Annotated in this window: 17 protein-coding genes; 10 read left to right on the top strand and 7 right to left on the bottom strand. The window is 63.6% G+C overall.

Features of this window, described 5'->3' with window-relative positions; all coding sequences use genetic code 11:
- Window positions 1-75: 75 nt before the first annotated feature.
- On the bottom strand, window positions 76-1,845 hold the full coding sequence (gene aspS, locus XI06_RS11960; protein ID WP_271605368.1) for an aspartate--tRNA ligase: 1,770 nt from the start codon (window positions 1,843-1,845) through the stop codon (window positions 76-78).
- Between the two features lie 196 nt (window positions 1,846-2,041).
- On the opposite strand from aspS, the gene XI06_RS11955 reads away from it, so the two are divergent.
- The 7 genes from XI06_RS11955 to rnd all read left to right on the top strand — a co-directional run bounded on the left by XI06_RS11955 (window position 2,042) and on the right by rnd (window position 9,460).
- Window positions 2,042-3,514: a protein adenylyltransferase SelO gene (locus tag XI06_RS11955; protein WP_271605367.1), complete on the top strand. Its 1,473-nt coding sequence runs from the start codon at window positions 2,042-2,044 to the stop codon at window positions 3,512-3,514.
- A gap of 368 nt (window positions 3,515-3,882) precedes the next feature.
- Window positions 3,883-4,734, top strand: a complete 852-nt coding sequence (locus XI06_RS11950) for a phosphodiesterase (protein WP_271605366.1) — start codon at window positions 3,883-3,885, stop codon at window positions 4,732-4,734.
- A gap of 1 nt (window position 4,735) precedes the next feature.
- A complete protein-coding gene (locus XI06_RS11945) occupies window positions 4,736-5,686 on the top strand; it encodes a carbohydrate ABC transporter permease (RefSeq protein WP_237891249.1) in 951 nt (316 codons plus the stop codon).
- A complete protein-coding gene (locus tag XI06_RS11940; RefSeq protein ID WP_237858258.1) occupies window positions 5,683-6,552 on the top strand; it encodes a carbohydrate ABC transporter permease in 870 nt (289 codons plus the stop codon). The genes XI06_RS11945 and XI06_RS11940 overlap by 4 nt, the downstream gene beginning before the upstream one ends.
- 11 nt (window positions 6,553-6,563) lie before the next feature.
- On the top strand, window positions 6,564-7,898 hold the full coding sequence (locus XI06_RS11935; RefSeq protein WP_237869362.1) for an ABC transporter substrate-binding protein: 1,335 nt from the start codon (window positions 6,564-6,566) through the stop codon (window positions 7,896-7,898).
- A 164-nt stretch (window positions 7,899-8,062) separates the two neighbouring features.
- Window positions 8,063-8,194 (top strand): hypothetical protein, encoded by a 132-nt coding sequence (locus tag XI06_RS11930; protein ID WP_256439977.1) that lies wholly within the window; start codon window positions 8,063-8,065, stop codon window positions 8,192-8,194.
- 117 nt (window positions 8,195-8,311) lie between these two features.
- Window positions 8,312-9,460, top strand: a complete 1,149-nt coding sequence (gene rnd, locus XI06_RS11925; protein ID WP_237858262.1) for a ribonuclease D — start codon at window positions 8,312-8,314, stop codon at window positions 9,458-9,460.
- A 133-nt stretch (window positions 9,461-9,593) separates the two neighbouring features.
- Here rnd and XI06_RS11920 read toward each other — a convergent pair whose 3' ends face one another.
- Together XI06_RS11920 and XI06_RS11915 are read right to left on the bottom strand one after the other, a co-directional pair.
- Window positions 9,594-10,976, bottom strand: coding sequence for an aspartate aminotransferase family protein (locus tag XI06_RS11920; RefSeq protein WP_237869364.1), 1,383 nt, complete (start codon window positions 10,974-10,976; stop codon window positions 9,594-9,596).
- 201 nt (window positions 10,977-11,177) lie between these two features.
- Window positions 11,178-12,509 (bottom strand): MFS transporter, encoded by a 1,332-nt coding sequence (locus tag XI06_RS11915; RefSeq protein ID WP_237869366.1) that lies wholly within the window; start codon window positions 12,507-12,509, stop codon window positions 11,178-11,180.
- A gap of 152 nt (window positions 12,510-12,661) precedes the next feature.
- Between XI06_RS11915 and XI06_RS11910 the strand changes: the two genes are divergently transcribed.
- Together XI06_RS11910 and XI06_RS11905 are read left to right on the top strand one after the other, a co-directional pair.
- On the top strand, window positions 12,662-13,417 hold the full coding sequence (locus XI06_RS11910; RefSeq protein WP_237858266.1) for an IclR family transcriptional regulator: 756 nt from the start codon (window positions 12,662-12,664) through the stop codon (window positions 13,415-13,417).
- A 95-nt stretch (window positions 13,418-13,512) separates the two neighbouring features.
- Window positions 13,513-15,108: an FAD-dependent monooxygenase gene (locus XI06_RS11905; protein ID WP_271605365.1), complete on the top strand. Its 1,596-nt coding sequence runs from the start codon at window positions 13,513-13,515 to the stop codon at window positions 15,106-15,108.
- Between the two features lie 30 nt (window positions 15,109-15,138).
- Here XI06_RS11905 and XI06_RS11900 read toward each other — a convergent pair whose 3' ends face one another.
- The 4 genes from XI06_RS11900 to XI06_RS11885 are packed head-to-tail and all read right to left on the bottom strand — an operon-like array spanning window position 15,139 to window position 17,150.
- The gene (locus XI06_RS11900; RefSeq protein ID WP_237858267.1) at window positions 15,139-15,306 is read right to left on the bottom strand and encodes a hypothetical protein; all 168 of its coding nucleotides are present in this window, start codon (window positions 15,304-15,306) and stop codon (window positions 15,139-15,141) included.
- A 33-nt stretch (window positions 15,307-15,339) separates the two neighbouring features.
- Window positions 15,340-15,900: an isochorismatase family protein gene (locus tag XI06_RS11895; RefSeq protein ID WP_237869368.1), complete on the bottom strand. Its 561-nt coding sequence runs from the start codon at window positions 15,898-15,900 to the stop codon at window positions 15,340-15,342.
- A gap of 25 nt (window positions 15,901-15,925) precedes the next feature.
- Window positions 15,926-16,546 (bottom strand): GNAT family N-acetyltransferase, encoded by a 621-nt coding sequence (locus XI06_RS11890; protein ID WP_237858269.1) that lies wholly within the window; start codon window positions 16,544-16,546, stop codon window positions 15,926-15,928.
- Window positions 16,533-17,150 carry a hypothetical protein gene (locus XI06_RS11885; RefSeq protein ID WP_237869370.1) on the bottom strand — a complete coding sequence of 206 codons (618 nt, stop codon included), beginning with the start codon at window positions 17,148-17,150 and terminating at the stop codon, window positions 16,533-16,535. The genes XI06_RS11890 and XI06_RS11885 overlap by 14 nt, the downstream gene beginning before the upstream one ends.
- 71 nt (window positions 17,151-17,221) lie before the next feature.
- Between XI06_RS11885 and XI06_RS11880 the strand changes: the two genes are divergently transcribed.
- A complete protein-coding gene (locus tag XI06_RS11880) occupies window positions 17,222-18,262 on the top strand; it encodes a LysR family transcriptional regulator (protein WP_237869372.1) in 1,041 nt (346 codons plus the stop codon).
- The last annotated feature ends 8 nt before the right edge of the window (window positions 18,263-18,270 follow it).

Here is an 18,270-nt window from a genome sequence, read left to right as displayed (position 1 = left end):
GCAGCGCGGCCTCTCTCCGCATCCGCCTTCGCTGAAGCTTCGGCGAGACAAGCGCGGGGAGAGGCGGAAGCAACCTCACTTCTGCGGCAGGTTCACCCGCACATGCAGCTCGCGGAGCTGTTTGGTCGTGGCTTCCGACGGCGCACCCATCAAGAGGTCGGCATATTGCTGGTTCATCGGGAACAGCGATATCTCGCGCAGATTGTTGGTGCCGCACAGGAGCATGACGATGCGCTCGAGGCCGGCGGCCATGCCGCCATGCGGCGGCGCACCGTACTGGAACGCGCGGTACATGCCGCCGAACCGCTCGACGACCTCCTGCTCGCCATAGCCGGCGATCTCGAATGCCTTCACCATCGCCTCGGGCACATGGTTGCGGATGCCGCCCGACGCCATCTCGTAGCCGTTGCAGGCGATGTCGTACTGGAACGCCTTGATGGTCAGCGGATCCTGCGACTTCAGCGCGTCGAGTCCGCCCTGCGGCATCGAGAACGGGTTGTGCGAGAAGTCGACCTTCTTGTTCTCCTCGTCATACTCGTACATCGGGAAGTCGACGATCCAGGCGAACGCGAACTGATCCTTGTCGATCAGGTTCAATTCCTCGCCGACCTTGGTGCGCGCCATGCCGGCGAACTTCCAGAACTTCTCCGGGTCTCCGGCCACGAAGAACGCGGCATCACCCTCCTTGAGATGGAGCTGTTCGCGGATCGCGGCCGTGCGGTCCGGGCCGACATTGTTGGCAAGCGGCCCCGCGCCCTCGCCGCCCTCGCGCCACATGATGTAGCCGAGGCCGGGCTGACCTTCGCCCTGCGCCCACGAGTTCATACGGTCGCAGAAGGCGCGGCTGCCGCCACCCTTGCCCGGGATTGCCCAGACCTGGTTCTTCGGGTCTTCGAGCATGCGCGCGAACACCTTGAACCCGGAGCCGCGGAAGTGCTCCGACACGTCCTGCATCTCGATCGGGTTGCGCAGGTCTGGCTTGTCGGTGCCGTATTTGCGCAGCGCCTCAGCAAACGGAATCCGCGGCCAGTTTCTGGTGACACGCTTGCCGTTGGCGAACTCCTCGAACACGCCGGTGATGACCGGCTCCATCGCGGCGAACACATCGTCCTGGGTGACGAAGCTCATCTCGACGTCGAGCTGGTAGAACTCCGGCAGACGGTCGGCGCGCGGGTCCTCGTCGCGGAAGCAGGGCGCGATCTGGAAGTAGCGGTCGAAGCCCGACATCATCAACAGCTGCTTGTACTGCTGCGGCGCCTGCGGCAGCGCGTAGAACTTGCCGGGATGGATGCGCGACGGCACCACGAAGTCACGCGCGCCCTCCGGCGACGAGGCCGTCAGGATCGGCGTCTGGAATTCGAAGAAGCCCTGCTCCTTCATCCGCTTGCGCAGGGAGTCGACCACCGCGCCGCGCGTCATGATGTTCTGGTGCAGCTTCTCGCGACGCAAATCGAGGAAGCGGTATTTCAGGCGGATATCCTCGGGGTATTCCTGGTCGCCGAACACAGGCAGCGGCAGGTCGCCTGCCGGCCCGAGCACCTCGATCTCGCTGACGTAAACCTCGACCCTGCCGGTCGGCAGTTCGTCATTGTCGGTGCCTTCGGGGCGGCGGCGGACCTTGCCGTCCATCTTGACCACGAATTCCGAGCGCAGCTTTTCGGCCAGCGAGAACGCCGGCGAGTCCGGGTCGACCACGCACTGGGTCAGGCCGTAATGGTCGCGCAAATCGATGAACAGCACGCCGCCATGGTCGCGAACGCGATGGACCCAGCCCGAGAGGCGGATGGTCTCGCCGATGTTGCTCTCGCGGAGCGCGCCGCATGTATGTGACCGGTAGCGATGCATGGTCGTCCCAAAATCAATGTCGGAGGAAGCGAATCGGACGGCCTGAAACGACCGGTCCGAAGTTGCGGCAGGGTTTACCTCGGGAGGACCAAGGCGGCAACCAAGGGAACGCCCTGTTTTGGGCCCCGACGGTCCCTTTTTGGACCATTTGGGCCCAAGCCTTTGCCATCGGGCATTCCAGCCCTATCTTGAGGTCATGACGGTCCATTTTCCCTTCCAGAATTCCTATTCGGCGCTGCCGGACAGCTTCTTTGCCCGCGTCGCGCCGACCCCCGTATCCGCGCCCCGGCTGATCAAGCTGAACCGGCCGCTGGCGGTCCAGCTCGGGCTCGATCCTGATGTGCTGGAGACCCCGGAAGGCGCCGAAATCCTGGCCGGCAAGACGGTTCCCGCAGGCGCTGATCCTATCGCCATGGCCTATGCCGGCCATCAGTTCGGGCATTTCGTGCCACAGCTCGGCGACGGCCGTGCCATCCTGCTCGGCGAGGTCATCGACCGCGACGGCGTCCGGCGCGACATCCAGCTCAAGGGCTCGGGTCCCACCCCGTTCTCCCGCCGCGGCGATGGCCGCGCCGCGCTTGGGCCGGTGCTGCGCGAGTATATCGTCAGCGAAGCCATGTTCGCGCTCGGCATTCCCACCACGCGCTCACTCGCCGCCGTTATCACCGGCGAGCCCGTCATCCGCGAGACCGTGCTGCCCGGCGCGGTGCTGACGCGCGTCGCTTCGAGCCACATCCGCGTCGGCACCTTCCAGTTCTTCGCCGTCCGCCGCGACACCGATGCGATCCGCCGGCTCGCCGATCATGTGATCGTCAGGCACTATCCGGACCTGCTTCACGCCGAGCGGCCCTATCACGCCCTGCTCGCCGGCGTCGTCGCGCGCCAGGCCGAGCTCATCGCGCGCTGGCTGCTGGTCGGCTTCATCCATGGTGTGATGAACACCGACAACAGCTCCATCTCCGGTGAGACCATCGATTACGGCCCCTGCGCCTTCATGGATGCCTACAATCCCGCCCAGGTGTTTTCGTCGATCGACGAGATGGGACGCTACGCCTACGCCAACCAGCCGCGCATCGCCCTGTGGAATCTGACGCGCCTTGCCGAATGCCTGCTGCCCCTGTTCTCCGACGACCAGGAAAAGGCGGTCGCGGAAGCGCAGGACATTCTCGGCGCTTTCTCCGAGACGTTCAGCGCCGCCTATCAGGCCGGCCTGCGCAGGAAGGTCGGCCTGTTCACCGAGCGTGACGGCGACGAGGCGATGATCCAGGACCTGCTCGACGCCATGGCGAAGAACCAGGCCGACTTCACCCTCACCTTCCGCAAGCTCGGTGATGCCGCAGGCGACGACAGCACCGACGTCCGCGCGCAATTCATGGAGCCGGCGGCCTTCGACGAGTGGGCCGGCCGCTGGCGCGCGCGCATCGCGCTGGAGCCACAGAGCGCGACTGAGCGGAAGGCCGCGATGCACACCGTCAACCCGATCTTCATCCCGCGCAACCACCGCGTCGAGGCCGTGATCCAGGCGGCAGTGAACGATGACAATTACGCACCGTTCGAGGAGCTGGTGAAGGTGCTGGCCAAACCGCTCGAGGAGCAGCCGGAGTACACAGCCTACGCCGATCCGCCGCTGCCGGATCAGCGGGTGCTGCAGACGTTCTGCGGGACGTGAGGTAGGCGGGCCCTCGCACCTCGCCCGTCCGGTCAGCCTCGCAAGGCGCGCGCCCGGCGACGCTCTGCGGATTTTCCGATAACGCCATAATGCCGGTGTTTTGCCCGACGTGTCAACGGATGTCGAACGCGTCTTTGCCGTTCGTCCGGCAACCACCGGCTACTGTGCATGGGGTTGTTTTCAATCTTTTAGCGCGATCGGGCGACTACCGCACCGCGAGATGAGCGGATTGACCACCGCTGCCGTTCTGCCCAACAATTTGGCGCATAGGCAACCACTGTCATCAAACTGAAACACTCTCACTCTAACCGGCTGGCGGGCCGTCTTGCCGGAGGCGCCCGTCCTCCAAGAGTCCTGACAAGCGCGCCATGCCCTTCAAGTTCATCCACATCACCGACACGCATCTCGCCAACCCCGGGCTGAAGCTTTATGGCCTCGACCCGCGCGCGCGGCTTGATGCGGCGATCGCCGACATCAACAAGCACCAATCGGATGCCGCCTTCGCGGTCGTGACCGGCGACCTCACCCATTGGGGCGAGCCCGAGTCCTACGCCAATTTCGCAGAGGCGATGGCCGCGCTGAAAATGCCGTACATCGCCATGGTCGGCAATCACGACAAGCGCGTGACCTGTCTCGACAGCCTGAAAGCCGCGCCGCGCGATCCCAATGGTTTCGTGCAGGGCACCCGCACCACAGACCACGGCCTGTTCGTGTTCCTGGACACGCTGGACGAGAACAGCCATGCCGGCGAGATGTGCGCAAAGCGTTTCGAGTGGCTTTCGAAGACGCTGTCCGCCGCGCCAGCCGACCAGCAATTCGTCGTGTTCATGCATCACCCGCCCTTCCCGGTCGGCGTCCACGCGATGGACGAGATCGCGCTGAAGCAGAGCGCCGAATTCGCCGAGGTGATCGCCCCCTATCGCGCGCGCATCCGTCACCTCTTCTTCGGTCATGTGCACCGGCCGATCTTCGGCAGCTACGGCAAGATCCCGTTCTCGACGTTGCGCGGCACCAACCACCAGGTCTGGTTCGAGCTCGATGCCAACGCCGCCGACCATCTGGCAAGCCACGAGCCGCCGGCCTATGGCGTGGTGCTGATCGACGACGAGAACCTCGTCGTGCACAGCCACGACTTCCTCGACACCAGTCTGCGCTTCCCCTTCGACCCGCCCGCGGGCGTCGACGGCCGCGACTATGCGCTCAATTTCCCGGCACGGTGACATGAGCCTCGCAGAACCCGCGGCTCTCCCGGTCGCGGCATCGGCGCCGCCGCGCCTGCATATCGTGACGCGGTTCGCCGCGCGCCTCAAAGCTTCACTCCCAGCCTATCTACTGCTGCTGCCCTCGGTGGTTTTCCTCGCGCTGTTCACTTACGGTGCGATGGGACGCGTGGTCATCGATGCGCTCTACCAGCGCGCCACACCGAAGGCGCCGCTGCGGTTTGTCGGCCTCGACAATATCGCTGCGGTGCTGGCGGACCCGGCCTTCACCGGCGCTGTCGTCAACAACGCGATCTACGCCATCGGCACCGCGATCCCCAGCATCGGCCTCGCGCTCTTGTTCGCGCTGGCGCTCGCGCGCACCAATGCGGTGACAAGCGCACTGCGGGCTGCGCTGTTCCTGCCGGTGCTGATCCCGATGGTCGCGGCATCCGCGCTATTCCTGTTCATATTCCTGCCCAATGTCGGCCTGCTCGACTACTATCTCGGCCGGCTGCTGCCGGTGCTGCCGAACTGGCTCGGCGACCCCGACATCGCGCTCTACGCGATCATGGTCATCACCATCTGGAAGAACGCGGGCTATTACATGCTGTTCTTCCTCGCCGGCCTCCAGGCTGTGCCGGAGGATGTGATGGAGGCGGCGCATCTCGATGGCGCCGGTCCCTTCATGCGGCTGCGCTACATCATCCTGCCGGAGCTCAAGCCGACCTTCCTGTTCGTCACAGTCATTGCCACGCTCAACGCTGTGACGCAGGTCGACCACGTCTTCGTCATGACCAAGGGCGGCCCGTCGAACGCCACCAATCTCGTGCTGTTCTACATCTACCAGCAGGCCGTCGAACATTACGACATCGGCATGGCTTCGGCCGCAACGCTACTGACCCTCGCCGCCCTGATGGCGCTCACTGCGCTGTCGTTCCGCACCATGGCGAAGCGCGAGGGCGGGCCATGAAGCTGATCGACAAGCTGTACAAGGACGCCCCGCTCGCCACCCGTAACGAGATCACGCCAAAACTCGGCTTCCTACTGACGGTGCTGCTCGCGCTCGCTTGGTTGATCCCGTTCCTGTGGATGGGGGTTGCGAGCCTGCGCCCGGCCTCCGACGGCATCAACCTGATGGCCGAGCTGATCCCGAGCCTCAAACCGACGCTCGACAATATCAGGGACGCCTGGGAGATCGGCGACTTCCCGCGCTACTTCCTCAACACCACCATCATCTGCACCGGCATCCTCCTGGTGCAGTTCTTCACGATCACGCTGGCGGGCTTCGCGTTCGCGCGGCTCGATTTCGCCGGCAAGACGCTGATCTTCTATCTGTTCCTGATGCAGCTGATGCTAGTGCCGGTGTTGCTGATCGTGCCGAACCTGCGCATCATCGCGCAGTTTGGCCTCTACGACACGCTCGCCGGCGTGATGATGCCGTTCTTCGCCTCCGCCTTCGGCACCTTTCTGATGCGCCAGGCGTTCGAGGCCATCCCGACCGAGCTGGAAGACGCGGCGCTGATCGATGGCGCCAGTCTGATCCAGCGCATCCGCCACATCTATGTGCCGCTGTCGATCCCGAGCTTCTCCGCCTTCGCCATCATCTCCGTCACCAGCCACTGGAACGACTTCCTGTGGCCGCTGATGGTGATCAACTCGCCGGACAAGCGGCCGCTCACGGTTGGCCTGTCGGTCTTCACCGCGACCGCCGAAGGCACGCAGGCCTGGGGCACCATCGCCGCCGGCACGCTGATGGTGATCGCACCGCTGCTCATCACCTTCCTGATCTTCCAGAAGCGTTTCATCAGTTCTTTCGTCACCTCAGGCATCAAATAGGAGATTTTCCGATGCTGTTCTCCCGCCGGCTCACGCTCGGCCTCGCCCTGGCAGGCTCTTTGGCAAGTGCGCTCGCCTTTCCGGCCCTCGCCGGTGAAGGTCCGACTGAGATCGACCTGTTCTTCCCCGTGCCCGTCGACGGCAAGCTCGCCCGCGACATGGGCACCTTGATCAAGGAGTTCAACGACGGTCACCCCGACATCAAGGCGACCGCCGTCTACACCGGCTCCTATGACGACACGCTGATCAAGACGCGCGCCTCGATCAAGGCCGGCAAGCCGCCGTCCGCCGTGATCATGTCGGCCAACTTCCTGCTCGACATGCAGATCGAGAGCGAGCTGACCAATCTCGACAGTCTGATTGCCGCCGACGGCAGCACCAAGGAGCAATTCCTCGGCCAGTTTTTCCCGGCGCTCAGCGGCAATGCGGTGATCAATCGCTCGGTCTATGGCGTCCCCTTCCAGAATTCGACGCCGCTGCTCTACATCAACGCCGACAAGGCCAAGGAAGCCGGCCTCGATCCGAGCAAGCCGCCGCAGACCTGGGCCGAGCTTACCGACTGGGCCAAGAAGCTCACCAAGCGCGAGGGCGACAAGGTCACGCAATGGGGCATCGCGATCCCCTGCGCCTATGACTATTGCGGCTGGATGATGGAAACGCTCACCATGACCAACGGCGGGCGCTACTACAACGAGGAGTTCGGCGGCGAAGTCTATTACGACACACCTTCGATGCTCGGCGCGCTGACCTGGTGGAGCGACCTCGTGAGCAAGCACAAGGTTCACCCGCCCGGCGCCACGCCTGGCCCTGCGGTCAGCACCTCCTTCATCTCCGGCAACGCCGCGATGATGATGCTGTCGACGGGCTCGCTGACCTATGTGCGCGAGAACGCCAAGTTCAACTACAAGGTCGCCTTCATCCCGCGCAATGTCCGCAACGCCGTGCCGATCGGCGGCGCCTCGCTGATCATTCCGGCCGGCGTCGAAGCCGACAAGCAAAAGGCCGCCTGGACGCTGATCAAGTGGATGACCTCGCCCGAGAAGAGCGCCTGGTGGAGCCGCGCCACGGGTTACTTCGCGCCCAACATGGCCGCCTACAAGACGCCTGACATGGTCGACTTCCTCAACAAGAACCCGGACGCCAAGACCGCTGTCGAGCAGCTCGACGTCGCCAAGCCCTGGTTCGCGACCTACAAGACCGTGCCGGTTCGCAAGAACCTCGAGGACGAGGTGATGCTGGTCCTCAACGGCAAGAAGCAGCCGAAGGAAGCCCTCGTCGCCGCTCAGAAAGCCGCGGATGAGACGCTCAAGCCGTACAATGCGGAAACGTCGCTGAAGCTGCCGTAAGGCTGCCCGCACCGGCAAACGAACATCGGCGCTCCGTCACGCGGGGCGCCGAATTTCTTTTGGTCGGGTACCCCCGTTAACCCCCCATCCACCATCCGACCGCCCGCGGCGCCGGTAACCACGAGAATTAACAGACCCTCAACGCACCCCCGACAAATCTAACGATGTTTCTGGAGATTTCCGCCGTGGATTTGCTGGTTTTCGAGTTCCTGGGATTGGCGCTGGTTGGCATGTGCCTGGTGGTGGTGGCGCTGCCCTGCGCCCGCAAATCCTCGCACCGGATCCGTTACGAATAGGAATTTTGCCCGCTTCAGGCGATTCTGGCCCCAATGCAAGGCTCGAATTCGCTTAGAGCCCCTTGACATCACAGCGCTTTCGGCAGAACGGCTGGTATCAAGTGTCATGGGCCGTTCATGGATTTGATTACCACCACCGCTGACCTCGCGGCTGCCTGCAGCCGGCTGGCCAAGCACCCCGTCATTACTGTCGATACCGAGTTCCTACGCGAGACCACCTATTACCCGCTGTTGTGCGTGGTGCAGATGGCCAGCCCCGAGGAAGCGATCGTCATCGACACCCTGGCCGAGGGTATCGACCTCAAGCCGTTCTTCGAGCTGATGGCCAACGAGGGCGTGCTGAAGGTCTTTCACGCCGCCCGCCAGGACATCGAGATCATCTGGCACCAGGCCAATATCATCCCGCATCCGGTGTTCGACACCCAGGTCGCGGCGATGGTGCTCGGCTATGGCGACAGCATCGCCTATGACGCTCTGGTCGAGAAGGTCACCGGCCACCGCCCGGACAAGACCCACCGCTTCACCGACTGGTCGCGCCGGCCGCTGACCAAGGAGCAGATGCACTATGCGGTGTCCGACGTCACGCATTTGCGCGATGTCTTCGCCGCGCTCGACGCCGATCTGAAGAAGCGCCGCCGCAGCGAATGGGTCTCCATCGAGATGGAAATCCTGACCTCGCCCAAGACCTACGACTTCCATCCCGAGCGCGCCTGGGAACGGCTGAAGACGCGGGTGCGCAAGCCAAAGGACCTCGCGGTCCTGATGGAAGTCGCTGCCTGGCGCGAGCAGGAGGCGCAGAGCCGCGACGTGCCGCGCGGCCGCGTGCTGCGCGACGAAGCTATCAGCGACATCGCCACTCACGCGCCGAACACGTTGGAGAAGCTCGCGCATCTGCGCTCGGTGCCAAAGGGCTTTGAGAAGTCCAAATGGGGCGCTGACATCGTCGCTGCCGTCGAGCGCGGGCTGGCGCGGGATCATTCCACGCTGCCGAAGCTGGAGAAGCCGCGCAACAATTCCAATGGCGCGGCCACCGTCGAGCTGTTGAAGGTGCTGCTGCGCATGACCGCCGAGCGTCACGCCGTGGCGAGCAAGGTGATCGCCACCGTCGATGATCTCGAAGAGATCGCGGCCGATGACGACGCCGACGTGCCGGCCCTGCGCGGCTGGCGCCGCGAGCTGTTCGGCGATGCCGCACTGAAGCTCAAGCGCGGCGAGCTGGCACTGGCGATCGAAAAGGGCCGCGTGATCGGAGTTCAGCGGGCGTAGTGGCGTTGCGTAGCAGGCGCGATTGCCAGCCACATCGTCATTGCGAGCGCAGCGAAGCAATCCAGAACTGTTTCCGCGGAAGGACTCTGGATTGCTTCGTCGCAAGGACTCCTCGCAATGACGAGGAGAGACCTCACGCCTGCGGCAGCTTCGCGACTTCGGGCTTCATATCATCCAGCACCCCCGTAATCGCCGCGACCAGCTCGTCGATCTGGGCCTTGGTGGTAATCAGCGGCGGGCAGATGGCGATGGCATCGAGCATGTTGCGCGCGATCACGCCGCGCTCCTGCAACATGCGGCTCGCCATGCCGCCGACGGCACCCGGCGTCGCGGCAGCAGTCTTGCGGCCCTTGTCGAGCACGAGTTCGAGCGCTGCGATCATGCCGACGCCGCGAACCTCGCCGACCAGCGGATGGCTGGTGAGCTCGCGAAGCTTGCTTTGCATGTAGCCGCCGAGCTCGGCGGCATGCGCGACCAGGCCACGCTCCTCGATGATCTTGAGGTTTTCCAGCGCAACCGCCGAGCCGACCGGATGCCCGCCCGCGGTGAAGCCGTGGCCGAGTACGCCGATCTTGTTGCTCTCGTCCGCGATCGGCTCGAACATGCGGTCGTTCATGATGATCGCCGAGAGCGGGAAATAGCTGGAGGTGATCTGCTTGGAGACCACGATCGCGTCGGGCTTGATGCCGTAGGTCTCGCAGCCGAACATCTTGCCGGTGCGGCCGAAGCCGCAGATTACCTCGTCGGCAACCAGCAGGATGTCGTACTTCTTCAGCACCGCCTGGATCTTATCCCAATAGGTCGCCGGCGGCACGATAACGCCGCCTGCTCCCATCACCGGCTCGCCGAAGAAAGCGGCGATTGTGTCAGGGCCTTCCTTCTGGATCAGTGCGTCGAGCTCCTCGGCCCGGCGCGTTGCGAACGCCTCCTCGCTCTCGCCGGGCGCGCCGTCCTTGTAGAAATGCGGCGAGCCCGTGTGCAGGATATTCGGCAGCGGCAGGTCGAACGAGCGGTGGTTGTTGGGCAGGCCCGTGAGGCTTGCGGACGCAATGGTGACGCCGTGATAGGCGCGCATCCGGCTGATGATCTTCTTTTTCTGCGGCTGACCGAGCGAATTCGAACGATAGGCGATCAGCTTGAGGACGGTGTCGTTCGCCTCCGAGCCGGAATTGGTGAAGAACACCTTGCTCATCGGCACAGGCGCGAGCGCAACCAGCTTCTCGGCGAGGTCGATCGAGGGCCCGTGCGATTTGGCCGAGAACGTGTGATAAAACGGCAGTGCCTGCATCTGCTTGTGCGCGGCTTCCACCAGCCGCTTCTCGTTGAAGCCCAGCCCGACGCTCCACAGGCCCGCCATGGCCTCGAAATAGCGTTTGCCCGACGCGTCGAACACGTAGGGCCCCTCGCCGCGCTCAATCACCAGGGGACCTGCCTGCTGATGGGCGCGCGCGTTGGTATAGGCGTGGAGCTGGTAGGCCACATCGCGGGCTTCTTGCGAATTGGGCAGCATCGTCATCGCGGGGATTCCCTAACTGGTGCGTCATCCGACGTCATGACGCAGCCTCCATCCGAAGATGAGGCTTGTCCAAACAAAACGTCGATACCTTGGCTATTGCGCTGCGCCGCAACTTGCAACGTCATTTCGTTGACAGCGCGTGCACATGAGCGTTGCAGGAAAGCAGCGCTGGCGTTTTGACATCCGGCCGCGTCGCCGCGGTTAATTCCGCCGGGCCAGCACGAAGGCCGCGACCGCGGCCACCAGCGCCGGGACCGCCGCCGCGGCAAACAGCGACTGCGCCCCCATGTCGCGGGCCAGCATCGCTCCGCCGACGAGCGGTCCCACGATCGAGCCGATGCGGCCGATGCCGAGCGCCCATCCCACGCCGGTCGATCTGATCGCCGTCGGGTAGAATGTCGCCGTCAACGCGTTCGAGGCGATCTGCCCCCCGACAATGCAGAATCCGGACGCAAAGATCGCGATCGTGACCAGGACGATCGACTGGCTGGCCAGGCCGATGGCCACGACCGCCCCCGCGGCGACGAGATAGGTCAGCGACAGCGCACGAAACGAGAAGCGATCGATGAAATGGCCGAGCGTGAAGGTGCCGACGACACCGCCGACCTGCAGCATGGCGCCGATCGCGGCGGCCGCCGACACCGAGACGCCGAGATCATTCAACACGGTGGGGAGCCAGTTCGAGAGCAGATAAAGGTCGAGCAGGCTCATGAAGAACACGATCCAGAGCAAAAGAGTCACCCATCCGCGCCCCTCCGCAAACAGATGTGCGACAGGCAGGCCCTCCAATTTCGGCTCCTGCACAACGAATTTCGCCTCGCTGGCAAAAGGCGTATTCGGGGCGATCTGCTTCAGAAGCTTCGCCACCTCGTGGTCGCGGCCGCCGACCATCGCGAGGAACCGGATCGATTCCGGCAGTGCCTTGAGCAGGAACGGCAGCAGCAGGAGCGGCACGACGCCGCCGACCAGAAACACCGAGCGCCAGCCAAAGGCGGGAATCAGCGCAGCGGCGAGCAGCCCGCCCAGGGCCGCACCGATCGAAAAGCCCGCGAACATGATCATCACAAGCGTGGCGCGACGGCGATGCGGACTGAATTCGGAGGTGAGCGCGACGGCGTTCGGCATAGCACCACCCAGCCCTAGCCCGGTCAGCACACGTAACGCGATCAACCAATTTGCGTCCGGCGCGAACACGCTGAGCAAAGTCCCGATGCCAAACACCAGCGTGCTCGCGAGGATGATGCGACGACGGCCGATCCTGTCGGCCATCGGACCGAAGATCAGCGCGCCGATCATGAGCCCGAGAAGTCCGGCGCTGAACACCGGCCCGAGGCTGCTGCGCACGAGCTTCCATTCCTGCGCCACGGCTGGCGCGACATAGCCGATAGCCTGGGTGTCGAAGCCGTCGATGAACAGCACGGCGGCACACACCAGCAGCACCCGCATCTGAAAGGCACCGACCGGCTGCCGGTCGACAAAGGCGGGAACGTCGACCGTATCGGCTGCGGCCTCGCTCATTGCTGTGACGGCCATGCGCGCCCTCCCCGGTCACCCTGCATTATTTTTCCTTCACTAATCTCTTATAGTGAGATTATTGTCAGCGCAAGCTGCGAGGATTTCGTTGTTTTACGGCCTCTCCAAACGCGCCTCATACGGTCAAACGCAAAGCTGGAAACGAACCGAAATTGGTCAAGGCAAACAGTCAGGATCGGGTCCTTGCCCTGCTCGATCTCTTCACCGAGGCACGTCCGCAATGGTCGCCCGAGGAACTCATGAAGGAACTCGGCTACACCAGGCCGACGCTGTATCGCTATCTGAAGAGCCTGAAGGACAGCGGCTTCGTCATGCCGACGCGCGGCGGGCGGTTCGCGCTTGGGCCCCGCGTGGTCGAGATGGATTATCTCAGCCGCCGCTCCGATCCGCTGATCGCAACTGCCACGCCGCACCTCGAACGCCTCGCCGCGGCGTATCCCTGCACGGCACTCATCGTGCGCTGGTACGGCGACAAGATGCTGTGTGTAGCCTCGATCGCATCGGCCGTTGCGCCGGCGAGCAGCTATCCGCGCGGCAGACCGATGGCGATGGGACGCGGCGCGATTGCGCGCTCGATCATGGCCTTCCTGCCCAAGCAGCGCGTCATGCCGCTGGTCTCGCGCTACGCCGATGATCTGCGCAACGTCGGCGTCGGCGACACGCCCGACGACGTCCTGGCGGCGCTGAAGCGCGTGCGGCGCGCGGGCGTTGCCGTTGCCTTCGGCGAAGTGACGGCCGGCGCGGTCGGGATTGCCGCACCGATCCTCGATACTGGATATCCGATCGCGAGCCTCTGCATCACGATCGGCGGGCAGCATGCCAATGGCGAATTGATCGACCGCATTAGTTCGGAGGTCCGCGAAGCGGCACGGCAGATCTCGGCCGCAGCCGACGATGATGCAAAATAATCTCATCATTTGAGATTCAACTTGACGAAATGTCAGTGACGACCCATCAGAACAAGCGGTCGCGCCAGGCGCGGCAACAGGTACGGGGAAGCGACGTGACACAGGCTCAGGCGAACAACGGGGCGCCCGTCGTGATCGTCGGCGGCGGACCGGTTGGAATGGGTCTGGCGATCGGACTTGGCCAGCGCGGCATCAAGACCATCGTGGTCGAGCGCTATGAGCAACCGCTGCCGATCCCCAAGGGACAGAACCTCACGCAGCGGACGATGGAACATTTCGATTTCTGGGGCGCGGAGGCGGCGCTGCGGGCAGCCCGCACCATTCCACCCGATTACGGCATCGGCGGAATGACCAGCTACGGCACGCTGCTCAGCGGCACCAATTACAATTGGCTCCAGCGCGAACTGGTTCGGCCGTTTTATTTCACCGACAATGAGCGCCTGCCGCAATACGCAACCGAAGCCGTGCTGCGGCAGCGGGCAGCGCAGCTTCCCGATATCGATCTGCGCTATGGCTGGACTTGTCAGGACGTGCGGTCTGATGCCGATGGCGTCGTCGTCGAAATCGTCAACGGCGAAGGGACGAAGCAGAGCTTGCGCGCCGATTATGTTGTCGGCTGCGACGGCAGCCGATCAATCGTGCGCGAGCACGCGGGTATCACCCAGACCCGCTCCGACCACGATCGCCTGATGGTTCTCCTGGTGTTCCGTTCAACCGAATTGCATCGCTTGCTCAGCAAATATCCGGGCAAGTCCTTCTACAACGTGCTGCATCCGGACCTCGAGGGCTACTGGAAGTTCTTCGGCCGCGTCGATCTCGGCACCACCTGGTTCTTCCACGCCCCAGTGCCCAATGACACCACGCGCGACAATTTCGATTTCCGGCGCCTGCTTCACGAGGCCGCGGGCGCAGAATTCGACGTCGAATTTGAGCACATCGGATTTTGGGATCTGCGTTTCACGCTCGCAGACAGCTACCGCGCAGGCCGCATCTTCGTCGCCGGAGACGCCGCGCACAGCCACCCGCCCTACGGCGGCTATGGCATCAACAGCGGCTTCGAGGACGCCGTTAATCTGGCGTGGAAGCTCGCTGCAACCCTGCATGGCTGGGCACCCGCCGCTCTGCTCGACAGCTACGATGCCGAGCGCCGCCCGGTCTTTGCGTCCACTGCGCGCGACTTCATCGAGGCATCGATCTTCCGCGATCGGGATTTTCTGCGGCAACACGATCCGGCGCGGGACCCGGCGGATTTCGATGCTGCCTGGCACGCACGTCATTCCGGCGCGCGCGCGGAGGTCAACGCCTTCGAGCCGAATTACGAGGGATCGCCGATCGTATTCGGCCCGACCGGCGGCGTCAGCAGCGCGATCGGCTCGCACGCCTATGCGGCGCGCGCCGGCCATCATCTGGCGCCGCAGCCTCTGTCGTCGGGCAAGAATGTCTTCGAGGAAATAGGCGACGGCTTCACGTTGATCGATTTGACTGAAAACACCGCGGGAGCCGCCTTCGAGCGAGCCGCCGCAGGGCTTGGCATCCCGCTGAAGGTGATCCGGGATACCGCCTCAGACGGCCGTGAGAGATATGAGGCGCGGCTGATCCTGGTGAGGCCCGATCAGTTTGTTGCTTACGCGGGCAACAACGACGGCGCCGACGCATCTCAGATCCTGGGGCGCGCCGTCGGTCGATCCTGACGAGATCGCTCGGCCGCTGGCACGCAAACATCAGGCCGTACCGTCGTCGTCATCGCAGACAGCGTTGATAGCTTCCTTCACCTCGACCAGCGCCATCGACAGCAAATAGACGGTCGTGGGCAGACCGATCCGGCGCGCTGCCTCGAGGGCACGCGATAGGTCGCTCGCCAGTTCCTTGAGCTCGTTTCCCCGTGACAATGTCCCGCCTGTCCATCCGCCGATCGCGTCCGCCTAGACCGCGACGGCGCCGCTGCTTCTGATCAATTCAGCGCTGGACTGGACAGTAGCAAAATTGCCGATGACATTCATCAGCGACTGCTTGTAGTCGGCCGCTTCGCCCGTGGCCGGCTGTCGGCAGGCCACGGCATCGCCGACCACCCGGCAACGGTGGCTCCGATGAAACCCTTCGACCACAGTGGCAAGGATCGTCTCGTCGAGGGAAAAGCCCGTCATCACGCAGCGCACGTTACGGAGGCTGGACATGTGGTCGGCGAAACGGGAGGAGCTGTAAGCCGAAGGCAACGCGTGCTCGAACGTCATCTCGCCGGGCCGGGGCTTGGCTTCGGCGATCCAATCGGTCAGCCTGGATGACGGATCGAACCACGCTGCCTCCGCAACCCGTTTCAGATGCATCACTGGCCAGAGGTTGCTCCGCCACAACGCCAGCAGCTCCAGGCAGCGCAGGATTGCGGCGTCGCCGTCGAGAATGACATGGCGACGCCCCGGGATCAGATATTCCATCTGGAGGTCCGCGCAGATCAGGACCAGCGGATCGTCGTGGGAGACCGGCATTGTCTTGCGCAGAGTTGCACCTATTTCAGCGGTCGGCGAGTGCGAGGTCCCGCAACGGCGAGGTTACCGTCCGCCCCGCCGAAGCGTCCAGCACACCCGGACGATCCCAGTCGCCCTCGGGACGGATAATGACGTAGGGATCGCTGTCCAGCGTGATGGCATCCGGCCCCGGCTCTATCTCCAGCAGCATCTCTGTGTAGGAGAAATCCGAAAACGTGATCTTTCTGTTGTGGCCGAGCGGCTTGGCGCCGAAATGGGCCCAGAAGTCGACCAGCCGGTCCTGCGCCTGGCCGTAAATCTTGCGGAACCCCTTGCGCTTCACGAAGTCGATGCTGGCCTGCACCAGCTTGAACGAGAGGCGCGAGCGCCGATATTGATGACGCACCGCAAGCCGCTCCACCTTGGCGAAGTCGCCGAAGAAACGCACCCGCAAACAGCCCGCCGGCTCGTTGCCGATGTAGCCGATGAAATGGGCGGCAACCATGTCGTTGCCATCGAACTCCTCATCGAAAGGGCAATCCTGCTCGGCAAGATAGACCGCTGAGCGAATGGCCGTGACCAGCATGAGGTCGCTTGGATCGCGCGCGAGGCGGATGGTGATGGCGCGGGAGTCAGGCTTGGCGAGAGGAATCCTAGTGCCGTGCATCTGAAAAACTCCTTGCTTGGATGATCGCGCCAGGCATACGCATCGGCTGTCGATGCCACGGTCGCTCGTAACACCAGAGGTCAGGCTGAAAGCTGGCGATCGGCTCGAAGCCCGTCGCCTTCATGATTTCGCGCCCGGCCACGGTTGACGGCTGCGCATAGCAGTCCGCGCCGCGAAACCTTATTTGGCGAAGATGAGCCGCAGCCTTGCCAAGACCGGCGATGCCGCGGCCGGTCGCGGCGATCGCCCAGATGTAGATCGCGGAAACCTCCTCATTCGCCGCGGCGAGATGGCGCGTGTCGGGCGCCGTCAGGCAGATCTCGTCGAGCAACAACGCGTCATGCCCGCGGTCATTGAGAAACAGAAACGCCATGCCGCCGAGCAGCGTACCGTTCCGGGTGAAGGTCAGGATGCTCTGGCGATCGAAAGCGAAATATCTTGCAAGCTCGATCGCCTCGATCTGCACGCCCGGCACCAGCCGATGCGCCATATCCGAAAGCGCGCCGATTTCCCCGAATTGCGCGCAATGGACATCCACCTCGGGGCTCAGCGGCAAGGCATCGAAATCATGCCTTGCGGCAAACGAGCCCCTTTCCATCCTCATGTCGTCCCTCTATCGTTCAGGGGTCTTGTACGCCGCAACCAGCAGAAGCTTAGCGGCTGGAGATCAGGAGTATGCAGCAAGTATCGCACCGGGGTGCTGCATTGATGCAGCACCATGAAGAAGCGCTAAATGCGTCCTGGGACGATTTGAAGCTGTTTTTAGCTTGCGCAAAGTTTAAAAGTTTCCGCAACGCCGCCGAAGAGCTCGGGCTCACCTCCACCACATTGATGCGGAGGATCGACCGGCTCGAAGAGAGCATCGCTTGCAAGCTTTTCCTGCGCGACCAGAGCGGGCTCACGCTGAGCGACGAAGGCACCGCGATGATTGCCGACGTCGCGCATATGGAGCGTCACGCCTTCAATGTCTTCCGCCGCGCCTCACGCTCATCGAACGATACGTCGGGCACCGTGCGCGTCGCGGTGACGGAAGGTCCCGGGAATTTCTGGATCCTGCCGCGGCTGATCGATTTCCAGAAGACCTATCGCAAGATCACCGTCGATCTGCGCTGCGCGATGGAGCAGGCTGACGTCGCGCGACTGGAGTCGGACATCGCGATCCAGCTCGAGCCACCGACCAATCCCGATCTCATCGTGGCCAAGCTCGGCCGGCTGCACATCTACCCCTTCGTCTCCAGGGAATATGCGAACCTCTACGGCCTGCCCACGACGCTTGCCGAACTGCCGAACCATCGTATCGTCAAGCAGAACGCGCCACAGGTCGACGACAGTGCCTATGCGCGCATCCTAGGGCTCAAATCGCTCGAAGGCATCGTCGGGATCAAGACCAACTCGTCCGTCGGCGTGCTCTACGCGGTCGAGCGCGGCGCCGGCATCGGCTTCCTGCCGACGGTGTCGATTGCGCTCGGAGCCCCGCTCGTTGCTGTCGACCTCGGCGTCAGCCACCACGCTGACCTCTGGCTCACCTATCACAAGGAGTTCCGCACCTCCGAGCGGCACAAGATCGTGGTCGACTGGCTGAAGAAGATCTTCGATCCCAAAACCCATCCCTGCTTCCGCGACGATTTCATCCATCCGAACGCTTTGGTGCCGATGATGACAGCGGCGCGCGAAGGCTTTGGATTGTCCGGATACATTGCGGCGACGCCGACGTGAGTGGGACG

It is taken from the genome of Bradyrhizobium sp. CCBAU 11434, from assembly GCF_028128895.1.
Classification (GTDB): domain Bacteria; phylum Pseudomonadota; class Alphaproteobacteria; order Rhizobiales; family Xanthobacteraceae; genus Bradyrhizobium; species Bradyrhizobium zhengyangense.
The sequence above is the reverse complement of the archived record's forward strand: the minus strand, read 5'-3'. Positions and strand labels throughout refer to the sequence as shown.

Bases quoted from the DNA above. Each gene is read 5' to 3' on its own strand.
- XI06_RS11915 (WP_237869366.1), bottom strand. From the start codon at position 12,509: ATGGCCGTCACAGCAATGAGCGAGGCCGCAGCCGATACGGTCGACGTT.
- XI06_RS11920 (WP_237869364.1), bottom strand. From the start codon at position 10,976: ATGACGATGCTGCCCAATTCGCAAGAAGCCCGCGATGTGGCCTACCAG.
- XI06_RS11940 (WP_237858258.1), top strand. From the start codon at position 5,683: ATGAAGCTGATCGACAAGCTGTACAAGGACGCCCCGCTCGCCACCCGT.
- XI06_RS11945 (WP_237891249.1), top strand. From the start codon at position 4,736: ATGAGCCTCGCAGAACCCGCGGCTCTCCCGGTCGCGGCATCGGCGCCG.
- aspS (WP_271605368.1), bottom strand. From the start codon at position 1,845: ATGCATCGCTACCGGTCACATACATGCGGCGCGCTCCGCGAGAGCAAC.
- XI06_RS11955 (WP_271605367.1), top strand. From the start codon at position 2,042: ATGACGGTCCATTTTCCCTTCCAGAATTCCTATTCGGCGCTGCCGGAC.
- XI06_RS11880 (WP_237869372.1), top strand. From the start codon at position 17,222: ATGCAGCAAGTATCGCACCGGGGTGCTGCATTGATGCAGCACCATGAA.
- XI06_RS11935 (WP_237869362.1), top strand. From the start codon at position 6,564: ATGCTGTTCTCCCGCCGGCTCACGCTCGGCCTCGCCCTGGCAGGCTCT.
- rnd (WP_237858262.1), top strand. From the start codon at position 8,312: ATGGATTTGATTACCACCACCGCTGACCTCGCGGCTGCCTGCAGCCGG.
- XI06_RS11885 (WP_237869370.1), bottom strand. From the start codon at position 17,150: ATGAGGATGGAAAGGGGCTCGTTTGCCGCAAGGCATGATTTCGATGCC.
- XI06_RS11950 (WP_271605366.1), top strand. From the start codon at position 3,883: ATGCCCTTCAAGTTCATCCACATCACCGACACGCATCTCGCCAACCCC.
- XI06_RS11930 (WP_256439977.1), top strand. From the start codon at position 8,063: ATGTTTCTGGAGATTTCCGCCGTGGATTTGCTGGTTTTCGAGTTCCTG.
- XI06_RS11890 (WP_237858269.1), bottom strand. From the start codon at position 16,546: ATGCACGGCACTAGGATTCCTCTCGCCAAGCCTGACTCCCGCGCCATC.
- XI06_RS11895 (WP_237869368.1), bottom strand. From the start codon at position 15,900: ATGCCGGTCTCCCACGACGATCCGCTGGTCCTGATCTGCGCGGACCTC.